The sequence below is a fragment of the Adonisia turfae CCMR0081 genome (assembly GCF_011009555.1).
Lineage (GTDB): Bacteria > Cyanobacteriota > Cyanobacteriia > Phormidesmidales > Phormidesmidaceae > Leptothoe > Leptothoe turfae.
The window spans coordinates 1,743,720-1,760,280 of sequence record NZ_QXHD01000004.1 but is presented as its reverse complement, the minus strand read 5'-3'; the positions used below and the strand labels follow the sequence as shown (position 1 = coordinate 1,760,280).

At 47.0% G+C, this 16,561-nt stretch carries 16 protein-coding genes and 1 pseudogene; 8 read left to right on the top strand and 9 right to left on the bottom strand.

What is annotated here, in order from left to right:
* The first annotated feature begins 16 nt into the window (after positions 1 to 16).
* Positions 17 to 2,773, top strand: a complete 2,757-nt coding sequence (locus DXZ20_RS11745; RefSeq protein WP_163698333.1) for a winged helix-turn-helix domain-containing protein — start codon at positions 17 to 19, stop codon at positions 2,771 to 2,773.
* A 236-nt stretch (positions 2,774 to 3,009) separates the two neighbouring features.
* Positions 3,010 to 3,981 carry an NAD(P)-dependent alcohol dehydrogenase gene (locus DXZ20_RS11740; RefSeq protein WP_163698331.1) on the top strand — a complete coding sequence of 324 codons (972 nt, stop codon included), beginning with the start codon at positions 3,010 to 3,012 and terminating at the stop codon, positions 3,979 to 3,981.
* A gap of 45 nt (positions 3,982 to 4,026) precedes the next feature.
* Here the strand turns inward: DXZ20_RS11740 and DXZ20_RS11735 are convergent, their stop codons facing one another.
* Positions 4,027 to 4,611 carry a TetR/AcrR family transcriptional regulator gene (locus DXZ20_RS11735; protein WP_163698329.1) on the bottom strand — a complete coding sequence of 195 codons (585 nt, stop codon included), beginning with the start codon at positions 4,609 to 4,611 and terminating at the stop codon, positions 4,027 to 4,029.
* Positions 4,612 to 4,689: 78 nt separating this feature from the next.
* On the opposite strand from DXZ20_RS11735, the gene DXZ20_RS11730 reads away from it, so the two are divergent.
* The gene (locus tag DXZ20_RS11730; protein WP_163698327.1) at positions 4,690 to 5,151 is read left to right on the top strand and encodes a GNAT family N-acetyltransferase; all 462 of its coding nucleotides are present in this window, start codon (positions 4,690 to 4,692) and stop codon (positions 5,149 to 5,151) included.
* Between the two features lie 32 nt (positions 5,152 to 5,183).
* Here the strand turns inward: DXZ20_RS11730 and DXZ20_RS11725 are convergent, their stop codons facing one another.
* Positions 5,184 to 5,987, bottom strand: a complete 804-nt coding sequence (locus tag DXZ20_RS11725; protein ID WP_163669337.1) for a helix-turn-helix domain-containing protein — start codon at positions 5,985 to 5,987, stop codon at positions 5,184 to 5,186.
* Between the two features lie 282 nt (positions 5,988 to 6,269).
* On the opposite strand from DXZ20_RS11725, the gene DXZ20_RS11720 reads away from it, so the two are divergent.
* The 3 genes from DXZ20_RS11720 (at position 6,270) to DXZ20_RS11710 (ending at position 7,994) form a co-directional block, all read left to right on the top strand.
* Positions 6,270 to 6,899, top strand: a complete 630-nt coding sequence (locus tag DXZ20_RS11720; protein ID WP_163698325.1) for an NAD(P)-dependent oxidoreductase — start codon at positions 6,270 to 6,272, stop codon at positions 6,897 to 6,899.
* 210 nt (positions 6,900 to 7,109) lie between these two features.
* A complete protein-coding gene (locus tag DXZ20_RS11715; protein WP_163669341.1) occupies positions 7,110 to 7,526 on the top strand; it encodes an ester cyclase in 417 nt (138 codons plus the stop codon).
* A gap of 60 nt (positions 7,527 to 7,586) precedes the next feature.
* Complete coding sequence (locus DXZ20_RS11710) at positions 7,587 to 7,994, top strand: nuclear transport factor 2 family protein (protein WP_163669342.1); 408 nt, start codon at positions 7,587 to 7,589, stop codon at positions 7,992 to 7,994.
* Between the two features lie 230 nt (positions 7,995 to 8,224).
* Here DXZ20_RS11710 and DXZ20_RS11705 read toward each other — a convergent pair whose 3' ends face one another.
* Positions 8,225 to 8,470: a hypothetical protein gene (locus DXZ20_RS11705; RefSeq protein WP_250565725.1), complete on the bottom strand. Its 246-nt coding sequence runs from the start codon at positions 8,468 to 8,470 to the stop codon at positions 8,225 to 8,227.
* A 975-nt stretch (positions 8,471 to 9,445) separates the two neighbouring features.
* Here DXZ20_RS11705 and DXZ20_RS11700 point away from each other — a divergent pair.
* Complete coding sequence (locus DXZ20_RS11700; RefSeq protein WP_163669346.1) at positions 9,446 to 9,832, top strand: RidA family protein; 387 nt, start codon at positions 9,446 to 9,448, stop codon at positions 9,830 to 9,832.
* Between the two features lie 809 nt (positions 9,833 to 10,641).
* Positions 10,642 to 11,205: a histidine phosphatase family protein gene (locus DXZ20_RS11695; RefSeq protein ID WP_163669347.1), complete on the top strand. Its 564-nt coding sequence runs from the start codon at positions 10,642 to 10,644 to the stop codon at positions 11,203 to 11,205.
* Between the two features lie 190 nt (positions 11,206 to 11,395).
* Here the strand turns inward: DXZ20_RS11695 and DXZ20_RS11690 are convergent.
* From DXZ20_RS11690 to DXZ20_RS11665, 6 genes and pseudogenes are all read right to left on the bottom strand, one after another.
* Positions 11,396 to 11,554: pseudogene (locus DXZ20_RS11690) on the bottom strand (transposase); the annotation flags it as partial.
* 33 nt (positions 11,555 to 11,587) lie between these two features.
* Positions 11,588 to 12,400 (bottom strand): ABC transporter permease, encoded by an 813-nt coding sequence (locus DXZ20_RS11685; RefSeq protein ID WP_250564963.1) that lies wholly within the window; start codon positions 12,398 to 12,400, stop codon positions 11,588 to 11,590.
* Positions 12,397 to 13,254, bottom strand: coding sequence for an ABC transporter permease (locus DXZ20_RS11680; RefSeq protein ID WP_163698320.1), 858 nt, complete (start codon positions 13,252 to 13,254; stop codon positions 12,397 to 12,399). Before DXZ20_RS11680 ends, DXZ20_RS11685 begins: the two co-directional genes overlap by 4 nt.
* 129 nt (positions 13,255 to 13,383) lie before the next feature.
* Entirely contained in the window at positions 13,384 to 14,694 is a 1,311-nt protein-coding gene (locus DXZ20_RS11675) for an ABC transporter substrate-binding protein (RefSeq protein WP_163665019.1), read from the bottom strand.
* Between the two features lie 67 nt (positions 14,695 to 14,761).
* Positions 14,762 to 15,952 carry an ABC transporter ATP-binding protein gene (locus DXZ20_RS11670; protein ID WP_250565724.1) on the bottom strand — a complete coding sequence of 397 codons (1,191 nt, stop codon included), beginning with the start codon at positions 15,950 to 15,952 and terminating at the stop codon, positions 14,762 to 14,764.
* 188 nt (positions 15,953 to 16,140) lie between these two features.
* Positions 16,141 to 16,561 (bottom strand): M20/M25/M40 family metallo-hydrolase (locus DXZ20_RS11665; protein ID WP_163703471.1); only part of this gene is annotated, 421 nt, incomplete at its 5' end.

The following is a 16,561-nucleotide window of genomic DNA, read 5'->3' as shown; positions in this document are numbered from 1 at the left end:
TGTACATAATTTAATAATGTACAGGCCGATTTTAACCACCAAACTATATATCCCACCCCCACGACGCAATGCTGTGCGGCGTCCACGGCTACTTGAACAGTTAAATAGGGGGTTACACAGAAAACTCACTCTCATCTCCGCCCCTGCTGGCTTTGGCAAAACAACGTTACTCAGCGAATGGGTCGCGGTCTGTGAACATCCGGTGGCATGGTTATCACTGGATGAGGAGCATAATGATCCAACTCGCTTTCTGGTTTATCTTGTGTCTGCCTTGCAAAGGCTCACCTTCAGCAAGGTTGAGGGGGAGGCTCCACTGGGTGAGAGGATTTTAAGTTCACTAAACTCCCCCCAACTGCCTCCAATCAATGCAATTCTAACGACATTGATCAATGAAATTACAGCGGTTTCTGAGAATTTTATCCTCGTCCTGGATGACTATCACCTGATTAAATCTGCACCGGTGGATCAGGCACTAGAATTTTTGGTCAATCACCTGCCGCCATCCTCCATACACCTTGTTATTGCCACCCGCAAAGACCCACCACTGCCCCTGGCACGACTGCGTGCCCGTGATCAACTAACTGAGTTGCGTGCATCTGATGTGCGCTTCACCCCAATCGAAACGGCGGAATTTCTTAACCGGGTAATGGCGCTCAACTTGTCGGCAGACGATATGACCGCACTTGAAACCCGCACTGAAGGCTGGATTGCCGCACTACACCTGGCAGCCATATCTTTACAAGGCCATCGGGACACAAGCAACTTTATCCAATCGTTCTCCGGTAGCCATTACTTTATACTAGATTATCTGGTGGAAGAGATTCTGGAAAAACAACCTGAACGCATCCAGAATTTTCTATTGTTCACATCCATTCTTGACCAACTGTGTGGGTCTCTTTGTGATGCTGTTGTGCCACAATCTTCCATATCAGGCCAAGCAATCTTAGACTCTTTAGAACGTACAAATCTGTTGTTGATTCCGCTCGATGATAAACGCCAGTGGTATCGCTACCATCATCTTTTCAAGGATGTTCTACAGGCGCGCTTAGCTAAGCTTCAGCCGGGCAATGTAGCCGAGCTACATCTAAGGGCCTGTGCCTGGTACGAGCAAAATAATTTGCGACTCAATGCGATCCACCATGCCCTTGCTGCGCGACAGTTTGAGCGGGCGGCGGATCTGATCGAATGGGAATGGTCAGCGAATATTGGCTCCTACTATCAGAATGCAACCTGGACAAAATGGGTGCAGACCTTGCCGGATAAGTTAGTCCGAACGCGGCCAACGCTCAGCATTGGCCTGGCATGGGAGTTGCTTTTTTCAGGTCAGTTGCAGGCTGCAGAGAGCCGACTAAAGGATGCAAGTCGTTTATTGGCAGTCAACAACAGAGATTCTTTGGAGGTCTCGTTAAGCAGTCAAGATGAGAGCATAGTCCAGTCACCACAAGAGTTATTGGACCTGGCCTGGGCATTTTATGCCCAAGCCCTTGGTGATCATGCTGGCACGATCAAATATGCCCGGAAAACCCTCAGCCTGCTGACTGAGACAAATCACTATATAGCTGGCCTGGCAAGCTCTCTGCTAGGTTTGGCCTATTGGAGAAATGGAGATTTGGAGACAGCGGCTCAGTATATGACTGATGCGATCGCACGCTTACGGACCACAGGACATATACTGTTTGCCATCAGTGGCTCCTATACATTGGCCAGCATTAAGATCGCCCAGGGCCGTCTCTTTGATGCAAGCAAGATCTACACAGAGGCCTTACGGTTTGCGACAGCGCAGGGCGAACCAGTGGGCACAACTGACTTACATCTGGGGTTGAGCAAGCTTTACCATGAACAGGGCAATGAAGAAGCTGCTCAACAGCAGCTTCAAAAATGTCTGGTACTTGGGAAGCAAGCGGCATTACCGGAATGGCCCTATGGATTGTATCTCGTTCAGGCTCAATTAAAGGCCGAGCAGGGAGACCTCGATGATGCCCTCACGTTACTCGACAAGGCAGAACAGATATACCAAAAAAGTCCTGTTCCTAATGTTTGTTCTGTAGCCGCATTAAAGACACGGATATGGCTCCGTCAAGATAGACTGGCCGAAGCTCTCAGTTGGCTGCGTGGACAAGGCTTATCTGTTGAAAATGAGCTCAGTTATTTGCAAGAATTTGAGTACATTACATTTGCCAGAGTGCTCATTGCTCAGTACAGACATGACCAGACAGATGAAACGTTGCAAACAGCAATATCACTGCTGAAACAACTATACTCGATGGCAGAAACAGGCGGCAGATTAGGCAGCATGATTGAGATTGTTGTCTTACAAGCACTCATCAATGAAGCCCAAGAAAACATCCCGTGTGCGCTCCAATTTTTAGAACGCGCGCTCACACTAGCAGAAACTGAAGGTTACCTGCGTATCTTTGTCAATGAAGGTCAGCCCATGGCCCGTTTGCTCTATGGGGCTCTTTCTCACAAAATAAACCCTAATTATGTGCAGCGCGTGTTAGCGACATTTCCTCCGAACGCATTAGGGCCTAAAAAATCATTCACAACACAGTCTCAAGCAACCACCTTGCTCGAACCCTTGAGTAAGCGAGAAATCGAAGTGCTCCACCTGATAGCCGAGGGTCAGACCAATCAGGAAATTGCAGCCAATCTCTGCCTTTCGGTGAATACAGTGAAAGTTCATACGCGAAATATTTATGGCAAACTCGATGCCCATCATCGAGCCGATGCCGTTGCAAAAGCCCGTGTTTTCGGCATTTTGTCGTCAACATAGTAATCAGGTTTCCCCTGGTAATTACTCCTCGATTAATACCTGGGTGGTATGACGCTTGTCCCGTCTTGCCCATAAGCTACTTGTGTGGGTGATAAGGACATTTTTAGAAAAGAAGTTCAATTATTCAGCCCCCCGCATTCTGGGATCTTTGAGTCTTGCCCTCCAGAATGCGTGAAACAATGCTCTGGTTTTCATTGTTGGTTAAAGGGGTAAATGTTGAACAGAAGGAGATCTCAATGAAAAAGATTGTGTACACAAAATATGGCTCCCCGGATGTCATTGAACTGATCGAGACCGAGCAACCGGTACCCAGTGATCATCAGGTTTTGGTCAAGGTTTATGCGGCATCTGTCAATGCTTTAGACTGGCATCGTTTAAGAGGGGCCATGGGGATCCGTTTACTCAACGGTGAACTGTTTAAGCCCAAAGAGATATCACTGGGCCTGGATGTAGCAGGTCGGGTTGAGGCTGTGGGCAATCGCGTAACAACGTTTCAGCCAGGGGATGAGGTTTTTGGAGTCGCCAAAGGCTCATTCGCAGACTATGCCTGTGCTGACGAACATGAGTTGGTCCTGAAACCAACCAACGTATCATTTGAGGCCGCAGCCGCTACGCCTGTTGCAGCTCTGACAGCGCTGCAAGCGCTGCAAGGTCGAATTCACCCAGGTCAAAAAGTTCTCATCAATGGAGCCTCTGGGGGCGTGGGGTCATTTGCCGTGCAGCTAGCTAAATCTTTTGGGACAATGGTAACGGCTGTCTGTAGCACCCGAAATCTTGATATTGCCCGTTCAATTGGCGCAGATCACGTTATCGATTACACACAAGACGATCTCACCACCCATGGGCAGCAGTATGACCTGATTTTTGCGGTCAATGGCTATAACTCGATTTTTAATTACCGTCGGGCATTATGCCCTAAAGGCATCTATGTTGCGGCTGGGGGAGCACTGGCTCAAATTATGCAGGCATTGCTTGTGGGACCCATATTATCCAACGTTGACAGTAGAAAACTCTCATTTATGGGGGTAGCGCAAATAGAGGAAAAGGACCTGTCCGTTATTGGGGCACTGCTTGAATCTGGCAAAGTCGTCCCTGTGATAGATCGATGTTATCCATTGAAGGCAACAGCAGCAGCCCTTTGCTATCTTGGGGAAGGGCACGCTAAGGGGAAAGTGGTGATTACTTGGGATACCCATAGCAACGCCTAACTCCTTAGGCGCATTCAACATTTGTTAGACCCGACTTAACCCAGTTCAGGCTGTTATCTGTAAACCATGGATGTGCTGCTGAATGAGATATTTTTGCTGCTCTATAGAGAACTGATCAGGGTTGATGACGACTCCGATGCCAATGCCATCGACTAGGGCAATCAGAGCATTAGCTTCAAGTGCTAAATCAAGATCGGCTCGAATTAATTTGGCGGTTTGCAAATCAGATAGCTCTTTTCTGAGCACCTGTTGTATCTGGCTATAGCGTTTTTGATGCGCCTGAACCAGGTGTTCACGACCAATGGAATAGCCTAAAAATGCTATCCATACTGTCCAGTCGTCTCTATCACTAACCTCCAAAGGTAGAGCCGAGAAAAGCATTGCTTCTAATCTGCTGATTCCGTCTAACCCTGTAGCACGGGTTTCCATATACTCAAGGGTGCCTTTCACCACTTGCTCTAGGGCAAATAGGGTGAGCTCTTCCTTATTGCGAAAGTAGTGGGTGACCACACCGGTTGAGGAGCCGAGTTCCTGTGCGATCGCACGCATACTCGTCCGGTCTAACCCTTCCCGCACAATCACTTGCCATGCAGCTTTGGCAATCTCAATCCGGCGATCTTCATGACCCATAGCGTTTAGCAACTCTACCTTGACAGGTTATCACAACAGTTGTTATGTTTTGAGCGATATAACAACTGTTGTGATGTAATGATTCGATCGACTACGCTCGATGACACGGCTGCGCTACTTGCCTTAGCTAGTGAGGCAATTGGCTTCTCACCAGAGGAGTTGAAGGAGCTGAAATCAAGCCTAAATGATTACTTTAGCGGTGAAAATGGCGATCATTTTTGGCTGACGGACGATGATGACGGGCTAGTGGCGGCGGCCTACTGTGCGCCTGAGCGGATGACCAATGGGACCTGGAATCTACTCTTTCTCGCTGTCCATCCCGAGCAACAGGGGCAAGGGCGGGGTACAGCAATGGTGCGCCATGTTGAAGAAACGTTGGCGGCACGGGGGGCGCACTTATTATTGGTGGAGACATTAGCAAGCTTCGAACGGACACGAGCGTTTTATCTTAAGTGTGGTTATGGGCAAGAAGCGTGCATTCGTGACTTTTATGAAGCAGGCGCTGACAAGATTGTTTATCGTAAATTATTAAATTTTTGAGGTTAGATGTTTGAAGACACTGAGTCTGATGATTAGCTTGCCCTAAACGCCTTGGGGCTCATGCCGGTCACTTGACGAAACTGCTTGCTTAAATGACTGTGGCTGTTAAATCCACACTCTAAGGCAATATCAACGATGAGACGGTCTGTTTGTTTCAATAATTGTTTAGCTCGTTCTACCCGTTGTTGTACCAGATATTGGTGAGGAGAAATGCCGATGGACTGTTTAAATAAGCGGCTGAAGTGAAATTGGCTCATGTCTAATAGCTGGGCCAGGTCCGCCAGTTTGATCTCGCGATCCAAATAGGCATCGATATAGTCCAAAACTCGCTGCAGTTGGTACTGGGGTAAGCCACCCCCATAGGTGGGAACTGATGTTTTGGTGGTGGTGTGCTGTCTGAGTAAATTGACCGCCAGAACATTAGCTAGGGAATCCAGGTATAGCCTGTTGCCTGTTGCGTTTTGCTTGAACTCGGTGAGGAGCATGGTGGCAATGGATTCAAGCTGGGGATTATTGGTTTGAAATTGGGGGAGAAGCAGGATGCGATCGCAATCCTGCTGAATCGTCTCTTGAGCGATACGTTTCACAAAGGCATCGCTCAGCTGAATCTGTAAACAATTTTCATCTCCTTCCCACCGAGCAAAAAATGGGGTACTCGCTGGAGTAATAGAGATATCCCCTTTTTTGTACAATCCCGTATGGGTTTTGCCATCTTGTGCTTGCAAATAGTAAATAGGCCGAGGCACAAGGGACATAAACAGCGTGTGTTTAGTCCCACAGTGATAATGCCCTTCGCCAGGGGGATTTAGGAGTTGTGTGATACGAATAGGCTCCACGTCCTGTGTCTGGTCGAACGAAGAACTTGTTTGAACCGATGGTATAGCAGGTTCTTGCACGGAGTCAGCCCATGACGTCAGCACCTAATTATATCGGTTATCTAACTGTAATCAGGTAACTTCGCTTACATACTTTAGATTTCAGCCTTTCTCTGCCTCTTCTGCGTTTCATGTCCACATTTGACAACTCCCCGCAAGATTGTGACAGGGCCGCAAGAAATAAAAAGCCCAGAAATAATCGCCTGCCTAAGCTAAGGGTGTCATTGCTTAGGAGCAAACACCATGAAACTAGTTATTTTCGGAGCTACAGGCAGTACCGGGCGTCAGGTTGTCGAACAGGCACTGGACCAGGGGCATAGGGTCACAGCCTTTGTCCGGACCCCTGCTAAGTTGAATATTCAGCATCCCAACCTTAACGTGGCTCAGGGAGATGTGATGGATCTGCCATCGGTAGAGCAGGCAGTCCAAGGTCAAGAGGCGGTTGTATGTATCCTCGGGTCTGGTCAACAGCTAAAAAGTAATATTCGCTCAGCAGGAACACAGCAGATCATCCGTGCCATGGAACACGCGGGTGTACGACGATTTATCTGTCAAAGCACTCTTGGTGCCGGAGATAGCTGGGGTAGCCTAAACTTCTTCTGGAAGTACATTATGTTTGGCTTGATTCTGCGCCATGTGTTTGCAGATCATGAGCTACAGGAGAGTTATGTGCAACAAAGCAACCTGGATTGGACCATTGTTCGACCTGGGGCATTGATTGAGGGTGGTCGAACAGGACAATACCGCCATGGGTTTCCAGGCACCGATAAAACTTCGAAATTGAAAATTACTCGCGCGGATGTGGCGGATTTTATTTTGAAGCAGCTGTTCAATGATACCTATCTTCGTCAAGCACCAAGTTTGTCTTACTGAAGAACGCATTCGCTATCTTAGGGCAGGCACAAGGCTTGCCCCTACAGAATTCTACATTGGACCATGTGCGGACAGAAGCATCCTTTTTGGCAGCAGCTGTATTCACCCTTTCCCTATGTCTTTAGCTAAACCTTATCCACGTTCGCAGCTAAAGGGTCCGAGTAAACAGGCTGACAGCTTCAACATTGGCACCTAATCGAGGAGAATTTTATGTCTGATACTCACCAAGCAATCATCCGTCGTTACATTGAAGAGGTGATCAATAAAGGCAATTTCTCAGCTATAGAGGAGTTTGTTCATCCAGACTATATCTTTGGTAGTCCCAGTGAAGAGGTCCAGGGAGCCGATGGGTTAAAGGGCTTTATTGAAGCATTTCGCACAGCCTTTCCTGACCTGAAGATACAGGTTGATGACTTGGCCACTGAAAAGAACAAGGTTGTGACCTGCTTTACGTTAACCGGAACCCATAATGGCGACCTGATGGGAATCCCTGCAACTGGCAAACCAGTGAACGTCCACGGCATGATTCTCAGCCGTTTTAAGGCAGATAAAATTATCGAGGAATGGGAAATTTTAGACCAGTTGGCAATGTTTCAACAGCTTGGCTTTTTCTCTCTACCCACATAAAGCACAATAGATTTAGCTCGCAAACGTATATCAAGCCGTAACTATAAACAGGAGGCAACTATGAACCCAGAGCTGATCCTAGAACAACAATATGATGCTGTAATTGACTTGCTCAAGCGGTATTATGACGGTCTATATCGATGTGATGTATCGCTCTTAAAAAAGGTGTTTCATCCCAGGGCACAATATTTCACAGCATCCGATGGAGAACTGTTACATCTTGATATGGATACCTATTTACCAATGGTTGAAACCCGTGTTTCACCAGAACATAATGGTGAGCCCTATGGGTTTTCCATTGATTCGATTGAGTTTGCAGGTGCAGTAACTGCGATCGCGAAAGTTCGCAGCTCTATGTTCTCCAAAAACTATATCGATCTGCTATCTCTCATTTACTTAGACGGTCAGTGGACAATCATCTCAAAAGTTTTTCACTACACGCTTTCAGATAAGGACCAAGATAAATAGAGCTCATCCAGTGAAAAAAGTTGATCTAATGTATCTATAGTTTTTTCATGGTTCAGTGCTTTATCACAACAGCCATTAGCGTAGCAGCCTGGCAATTGCCGTTGGCATAATGGATTGATGGTGATCTGAAAAGGGAGAAATATTGGTAAAAAAGGTGGTTGTATTCGGTAATGCTGACGGCGTAAAATCTACCCTCAACAGACCCATCGCCGCCCTAGAGAGAGGGTTGATTACTCAACGTATACTTCTTCTTCAAGTATCAGCTCTTCTTCCAGGATTACTGCTTCTTCAATGATTTCCTCTTCATAGATTTCCTCTTCTTCGACATATTCTTCCAGGATTACCTCTTCATAGATTTCCTCTTCTTCGACATATTCTTCCAGGATTACCTCTTCTTCAATGATTTCTACCTGAGCAGTGGCAGGTGAAACTGCCAATCCCAATGTCAAAAATAATGTACACAATATGTACTTCATAGACCTTCTTTTAGATGTTGTGTTGCACAAAACTCAATGCCTTGTTGACAAAGTCATTTATAAGATTGCCCCAACCTTTCTACAGGCTAACGGTACAGTTGAGCTATAAATAATACTTCTGGAGAATAAGATCGCTTCACCCCACCCTAATTCTTTGGGTATATGCGGGGTACCCTGATGCTCTTAAATAAATAGTTGATACATATCTTGGCCAGAGCATGCACCAACTATGGCTTAGTCGCAAATGCGATTCCCTGATTATTCATTAATGCATCAGGGTTTAGTGGATTAAGGCTAACTCTAATTTAGTGCAAAAACTTGGTGTTTCATATGGATCTTCCTTTGGAATGTGAGCACATCAATGTTTGTTGAAAACACGGTCACATCAATATCACAGCATATTGAATATTAGCTCACTCAACCCTATTAGATCTGAACAAACCTGAACTTTTACCTGCATGAGCCTGAACTTTTCGTTAGCACAGAGAGTCACATAAAGTTATCACCCGCTAATGTGTGCCATTGAACTATTAGCGGGTTTCCTGTTTGGGCTACTACCAGCGGTACGGGGCTAAACCTGTTATTAAAGCCGTTACAGAGAAGTTAACGGTCACCAGCACGGTTACGAGCACTAGCTCGGCTAACCTCCCTCAATACCATCCATTGAGCATTCTTTTGCAACTTTTAAAGACATTCGGTAGTCAATTTCATGTATTACACAAGATAAAAGGGGGACTACCGGACTCTATCTAAATGCACTTTTTCATATCCCTTGGCTGGTAATGGCTGAGGGATTTTTTTTCAAAAAAAGAACGCCCTAACGGATAAGGGCGTTGTGTGCTAGCGCATACTTCATACTTCATTAGCATTCCCAGGCTGATGGAAGGCTATCGTGGTAGGGGTAGGGGGTAAATGCTTATAGGCTTCGGTTGAAGGACTTATTCCACCCTTCCCTTTAGTTCCGAGAGGTAAAACATGAAAAAGCCGATTATTCCAAAAGAGTTCTCTCATTATTACAACGACTGGCACTTCGCACCTGCTGTCAAAATTGACAAGTTCGTATTCTTTTCAGGTGCTACAGGAACACGTCCTGATCGTAGTATCTCAAGCGACCCAGAGGCGCAGTTCCGAGAGGCTTTTGAAACGGTTCTACTATACTTGACAGAAGCCACGCTTTCTTTCGATGATGTTGTAGAAATGACAACCTACCATGTTTCTCTACGTAAATATTTTGACACCTTTACGAAGGTCAAGGATGAGTATGTGAAAGATCCTTATCCTGCTTGGTCAGCTATTGGTGTTTCCGAACTCATCACTGAAGGTGCATTAGTGGAGATTCGTGTCATCGCTTACCGCTCATAGTCCCCTGGTTAGCGAACTATGATAAACGCTGCCCTCCAATAGGGTAGCGTGTTGAAAACCTGGTTGAAAAGGATGTAGCAGCTAAAAATGATTCCAAGTAAATATGCAGGCAGCAGCAAAACGCCAACAGTAAGTAGCCACCACAGACGTCTTTCAAATCTCGAACCAACCGCTGCCGCTCTCCCCTGCCATCATGAAAGTTCGCTAGAAAGGGGTTTTACGGCGTAATCTTCAAAACTCAAATCGCATTACTAACGTCAGTAACGTGTTCAAACGGCTTACTACATTGGCTGTTGATCGTGCTGCTGGCGTTACTCAAATTATCTCGAAGCTGGTTCTTGAGAGGGCGATTTCACATCACTTGTGCGGTGCTCCTAAGATAACTTAGCTGGCCAATAAAGCCTCAAGAAGAGGAGTGAAATCAACACTAAAATAGCTGACTTAACCGATGGTGGAGTGGATTCCTCCGTCAATACAATAATCCCGAATCCAAGACTACCCGCTGCACATATCAACTTTAAAAAAGTCATTCTTGACCTCATTAACTAGCCCTTGCAGTCTACCCCCTCGCAAATTCCAAGATCGAGCAATGATCTGAATGAATTCTGTATGGATAGTATTGAATTACTGGCATGGGGTTTGACTAGGTCACTATGGTAGGTTGGCCGATGGCTGCCTAATTTAGTAAATCAGGGGATTGGGCAAAACACTTCTAGATAATGTCCTTGTAGGTGTGTTATCCAGAAGCTTTCCGCATGCATAATAGTTAGCTAGCACATCTTTGATAGTGAACTTTTGAATCCTAAGCAATGAGCACAACTATCACCTTGATTAGGCATGGGAAACCAGCAATTACACCACAAGGATGGATCAATAGCTCCGATTTATCACAGGTCATTGGTCATTATCAATCAGCCAGAATTGCAAGTGATTCTTTCCCTCCAGAAGCTATTCAAGCGCTAGTTCAATCAGCAAAGCTAGTGTTCACGAGCGATCTTCCTCGTTCTATACACTCTGCTCAAATCCTTGAACCTACCATTCTCCCTATTAGGAATCCTATCTTTCGTGAAGTAGACTTTTGGCTTGAGTGTCCGCTCAATATTCGGTTACCATTTCATATGTGGCTTTTTCTTGATAGGTTGCTATTGAGTTTAGGTTATTCTCCTCACTCTCAATCTCAGACCTATAACAAAGAACGAGTTAGAAAAGCCACTGAATTATTAGAACAAAAATCTTATGAGACTGGGTCTGTAGTCCTGGTGGGTCATGGCATCACAAACTTATTTATTGCTAGAGAGTTAAAAAAGCGAGGATGGCATGGTCCCCAAATGCCAAAACTGGAACACTGGGGATGTACAACTTATAGCCGTTGAGTTATCTGCTGAATATTTTAAGCTAGTGGCATGTACGTGATATTGCCTAGAACGCAACTATGCACCATCATGTCATCTAATCAGAATAGAGAGACTCTCATTTGTGATGAGTCTCCAAATAACTCCAGGCCTGCTCCGACCACTTAAAGTGTTGTTGGGCTGCGCATTTCACAATCTAAGCAACGTGAGTTCAGAGGACTTTATCCAGAAGGGACATTAAGCGATGGGTCATGTTTTTCCGTCGTATGGCAATCAAGGTAAACCCTTGCTGATAGAGGGTTTCAAATAATGCCTGAGACACATAGCCTTTATCACCAAAAAGTTTCCCCATGAGCTGTTTGGCCATCTCCGGGACGGGTGGTTTTCGGCTAAGCTACTCATTTCACTCTGACAGACGTTGCTTTGACAAACGTCTATAGAGTACATAGGCCACTATAATTAAGCTAAACGAAAACAGAGTGGTCAACGTGCCCAATGCATAGAGTGCCGGGGACGTAACATTAGTCGTCATACCAAAGATTTCCAAGGGCAATGTATTGTACTGTCCAGACACCAACGATGTACGCGTAAATTCATCGTATGAAAGGGTGAAGGTTAATAAACTCACCCCGATGAGGCTAGGGGCAATCAGCGGTAAGACAATTTCCAAAAATGTTTTGGCATCGCTGGCCCCTAGATCTCGGGCCGCTTCTTCATAGGACGGATTAAACCGATTAAAGATACCCAACATAATCAAAAATGCAATGGGCAAGGTCCAGGTCAGGTGAGCTCCCAAACCTGAGCTATACCATCTGGTGGGCCACTCCATGACTTGGAACATGACGCCCAGCCCCAGGGAAACCAAAATGCTGGGTACAATTAGGCTGGCAATACTCAAGTAAAACAGTATAGTTGCACCCCGAAACCGTTGTCGGAAGGCCATAGCTGCGGAAATGGCCATACTAGCCACTAAGGCGGTTACCAAACCGCCCAGCACTAGCGATCGCTTAAATGGCTCCACAAAGTTACCCACTCGCTGCTCTTGGAAAACCTGCCCAAGCCAGTAGAAGCCAAAGCTGCGGACAGGAAAGGTGAGTGTCCCATCTGGCCCTTGGAGAGACAAGATAAAGATGGTAATCATCGGGCCATAAAGAAAGAGAACAAACAGCCCAAAAAATGCAGCTAGCAGATAAAAAGAGAGAGAGCGTTTTTTCATAATTCCTTTCTAATATCCACAAGGCGCAAAATCGAAATGACCACTAGTAACGTCACGGCCAATAGCACAATGGCATTGGCGGCTGCTAGGGGATATTGCAAACTGCCAATCTGAGTTTGAATCAGCTTGCCAATGGAAGCTGCCTGCCCCCCACCCATCAGCCGCACCGTGACAAACTCCCCCATCACCAGCGTGACGATAAAAATCGAACCAATGGCAATGCCCGGTGCTGATAGGGGAAAAATCACTTCCCTAAAAACCTCAAACCCCGATGCACCCATGTCTTCTGCAGCGGTGATTAGGGTGCGGTCGATGCGCATCAGGCTATTGAAAATAGGGGCAATCATAAAAATCACATAGAGGTGCACCATGCCCAGCACCACCGCAAAGTCTGAGTATAGTAAAAACTCCAGCGGCTCCTGGGTGATGCCTGCCCCTAGAAGTAATTGGTTAACCAGCCCCTCTCTTCCTAGCAGCGGTAACCAGGAAATCATACGAATGATATTCGAGGTCCAAAACGGGATGGTACAGACCAAAAACAACAATACCTGCCATCGCAGTTTAGGAATGTGAAATGAAAGAAAATAGGCCACTGGGTAGCCAATTAGCAAGGTAAATAGCCACGTTAACCCAACAAATTTAAAGGTGTTGAAATAGGTTTTAAGGGTGACATCGGAGGTAAAAATGCCGATGTAATTATCCAGGGTAAAGGCGGGGGTCATGGAGTAGCCATTAAACTCCCAGAAACTGACCACCGCAATGAGTAGTATGGGGAAAATTAAGAATAGCCCCAGCGCTAGCGCCTGGGGCGTTGCGAGGAAATAGGGTTTTAGGTTAGTCCAGGCTTTAGCCATGGGTCTATAGGGCCTTGAATAAAAGGTTGGCTGGCAGACGTTGGCCCTCATCCCCTACCCCCTTCTCCCTGGGGAGAAGGGGAACTAAAAGTCCCTCTCCCTGGGGAGAGGGATTTAGGGTGAGGGCGACTACGACGCAATAAACTCGTTCCACTTTTGAACGAGGTAAGTGTTCTCTTCCATGGTGGAGTTCCAGCAGACGATGTTGCCAAAGCGATCCTTGAAGGCACCACCGTCACGAACAGCCCCAGCCTTGGCTAGGGTTTTCTCAAAGGGGTCTACCATATCCACAGCGGCGGGCTTACCCTCGTACCAGAAGTCCCACTCCTCAGCAGACATATACTTCTTAGCGTTTTCTGGTGCAGCGCTATAGTAACCCTGACGACCTAAGAAGGCACCAACCCAGCCCTCTAGCATCCAATTCATATACTCGTAGGCCGCATCTAGCTGGATGCCACTGAGGTTCTTGGAAAGGCCAACGCCACCACCCCAGCCGCGATAGCCTTCTTTAAGGGGGGCGTAGATGCACTCAATGCCTTTCGCCTGCACCGCAGTCACCGCAGGAGACCACATGGATTGTAGTACAACTTCACCCGAGGACATCAGGTTTACTGACTCATCAAAGGTCTTCCAGAAGGCACGGAACTGCCCCTTGGCCTTTTGTTCTTTGAGGATATCGGTAATCTGATCAATTTCTGCTTTGGTCATGTTGCCCTTGTCACCAAAGGTCATCAGACCCAGGGCTTCAGCCACCATGGCCGCATCCATGATGCCGATCTGAGGAATATCCAGAATGGAGGTCTTGCCCTTGAATTCCTCGTTAAAGAGTTCTCCCCAGCTTTCAATGTTACGACCCACAAGATCAGGACGATAGCCCAGAGTGTCAGCATTGTACTGGAAGGGAATCAGGGTGGCAAAATCTGTGGGCGTGGCTGAGAATTCTTTGGAATCTGCCCCAGTCAGATACATCACTCTGTAAGGAGCCGTACCCTGGGACGTTTCCACCGGCATGCCTTCAAATTTGCCACTGGTGAAGAAGGGAACGATCTTATCCCAATCTTTGATTTTAGAGACGGCAATGGGTTGCAGGTTGCCGGAGGGAACCACTAGGGGCAAACTAAAGTATTCGCCGTCAAAGATATCGTACTGATCGGGCTGGGTGATGGCAATTTGGTTGTTTTCTTCAGTACTCAAAGCCCGCATTTCTAGCTTAAAGCCCAGGTCCTCTTGGGCCTTATCGCGGATTTCGTTGATCTGGGAAACGCCAGTACCGATGAGGCGCAGGGTGACGTCTTTAGTTTGATTTGTGTTGACTTCAGGGCCGGGAGCCGGATTGTTAGGGGTGCCTTCTGGTGCAGAGGACGCGCATCGTGTGGTCGCAACGGCAGCCCCAGCGGCCAAACCAGTGTAAAGTAGCTTACGACGAGTGATTTTAGTCATAGATTAGTCCTAGAAACAAATTCATGTGAGTTCTGTGACTTCGATTAGATCAGCGATGAATGCCCATCTAATTAGCTAGGAAAACACAGTCGTTGGCCGACCATTTGAGTGAAACAGTCTGGCCTTCTTGCAGGGCAAGGTTTTGAAAGTCTACTGTCCGTAGCGTATGCAGTAGAGTTTGGCCCGTGGCGGTTGCCATGAGGGTGACACGGGTGACGAAACCAGTCATTTCCACCTGGATGATGCGGGCGGTCAGCGTATTAGTAGGAAGAGTTTTAGAATCAGTAGGAGAATCCGGCTTCCCTAGGGTGAGAAGATCAGGGCGCACAGAACATGCGGCGTTGGTGCCAGGCTGACTACTGTGACCAATGGCGTGCAGTAAGCCTATGCCCTCAACATCAAGGCGAATGAGATCCTTACCATTGGCCTGGGCAGTGGAGGTTAATACCTTACCGGAGAAAATATTGTTGTCGCCGATAAATCGAGCAACAAACCGAGACGCGGGCTGATTGAACAGCTCAGTCGGTGTGGCCACCTGATCAATATGACCATGGTTCATCACCACAATTTGATCCGATAGGGAAAAGGCTTCTTCAACATGGTGAGTTACCTGAATAAATGTGAGACCGAACTGTTTTTGAATATTACGGAGCTCTCCTCGCATCCGGACTCGGAGGTTTTCATCCAAGGCACTGAGGGGCTCATCTAGCATCAATACCTGGGGCCGGGTGACCAAGGCCCGTGCCAGGGCAATGCGTTGCTGCTGCCCACCACTTAGCTGATGAGGCTTGCGTTTAGCGGTATTACTGAGACCAACCAACTCTAAAATTTCTGCCACACGTTCCCGTCGCTCTGTCAGAGGAACACGCTGCATTTTGAGGCCAAACTCAACGTTTTGCCAGACAGTCTTATGGGGAAATAAGGCATAGTTTTGGAACATCATGGCAGTGTTCCGTTTTGCGGCTGGCAAATCATTGACACAGCGATCTCCAATCAAGACCTGGCCACTGGTGACTGACTCATGGCCTGAAATCATCCTCAGGGCAGTGGTTTTACCGCATCCGCTGGGTCCTAGCAAACAGCAATAAATGCCTGCTGGGATATCCAGGGTCATGTTTTCAATGGCGATGACATTGCCATATTTTTTGGTGACGGAGCGCAGTGAAACACCTGCTGCAGCTTCAGTCGATACTATGGTGGGTTTGGGAGGCTGCTCTTGAGGGGCTATCGGGGAGGGCCGATCAGCGCTAACCGCCATGGGGGATGTCTCCTATAGGGATGAGAAGGGTGCGAAATTGAAGCTAAATGTTTAATCTGAATACAACTATGGGCCGTGAAGGTTAGTAATAACTGTTACCAGTGAACATGGGACAACAGTGAATGTAACTTAGGAGACAGCTGGGTAAAAACGTACCAATAGCTGCCTTCAGAAGGTGGAAAGTTCCATTAAACTTTAGATTCTGTTCTAATGGCTGGAGGATATTCTGGGCAACGATAATGTTGATCTAACTTCAACAAAGTATGTAATAAAATATTTGCGCCTTGAATGCAATGTTCAGGCGTTGTGTACTCGGTTTCAGAATGGCTGATGCCGTTCTGGCTGGGGACAAAAATCATACCCATATCGGTAATGCTAGCGATAATTTGGGCATCGTGGCTGGCGCGGCTGGGCAATGATTGAGCCGGTAGCCGTAGTTCATCGCACACCTGGGCAATGGCATTGTAAATGTGGGAATTAACGGGAACGGGTTCGTTGCGGAGTTGTGGCTTGATGTGAATTTGGGTTTGGGTTTGGGTGGCGATCGCATCCATTGCTTCCTCCAACTCTGCCACCATGGCATCCAACCGTTGATTCGACAGATCCCGA

Coding starts and splice junctions, on each gene's coding strand:
- DXZ20_RS11740 (WP_163698331.1), top strand. CDS start 3,010: ATGAAAAAGATTGTGTACACAAAATATGGCTCCCCGGATGTCATTGAA.
- DXZ20_RS11735 (WP_163698329.1), bottom strand. CDS start 4,611: ATGGGTCATGAAGATCGCCGGATTGAGATTGCCAAAGCTGCATGGCAA.
- DXZ20_RS11675 (WP_163665019.1), bottom strand. CDS start 14,694: ATGACTAAAATCACTCGTCGTAAGCTACTTTACACTGGTTTGGCCGCT.
- DXZ20_RS11705 (WP_250565725.1), bottom strand. CDS start 8,470: ATGAAGTACATATTGTGTACATTATTTTTGACATTGGGATTGGCAGTT.
- DXZ20_RS11685 (WP_250564963.1), bottom strand. CDS start 12,400: ATGAAAAAACGCTCTCTCTCTTTTTATCTGCTAGCTGCATTTTTTGGG.
- DXZ20_RS11720 (WP_163698325.1), top strand. CDS start 6,270: ATGAAACTAGTTATTTTCGGAGCTACAGGCAGTACCGGGCGTCAGGTT.
- DXZ20_RS11715 (WP_163669341.1), top strand. CDS start 7,110: ATGTCTGATACTCACCAAGCAATCATCCGTCGTTACATTGAAGAGGTG.
- DXZ20_RS11745 (WP_163698333.1), top strand. CDS start 17: ATGTACAGGCCGATTTTAACCACCAAACTATATATCCCACCCCCACGA.
- DXZ20_RS11700 (WP_163669346.1), top strand. CDS start 9,446: ATGAAAAAGCCGATTATTCCAAAAGAGTTCTCTCATTATTACAACGAC.
- DXZ20_RS11695 (WP_163669347.1), top strand. CDS start 10,642: ATGAGCACAACTATCACCTTGATTAGGCATGGGAAACCAGCAATTACA.
- DXZ20_RS11730 (WP_163698327.1), top strand. CDS start 4,690: ATGATTCGATCGACTACGCTCGATGACACGGCTGCGCTACTTGCCTTA.
- DXZ20_RS11670 (WP_250565724.1), bottom strand. CDS start 15,952: ATGGCGGTTAGCGCTGATCGGCCCTCCCCGATAGCCCCTCAAGAGCAG.
- DXZ20_RS11710 (WP_163669342.1), top strand. CDS start 7,587: ATGAACCCAGAGCTGATCCTAGAACAACAATATGATGCTGTAATTGAC.
- DXZ20_RS11680 (WP_163698320.1), bottom strand. CDS start 13,254: ATGGCTAAAGCCTGGACTAACCTAAAACCCTATTTCCTCGCAACGCCC.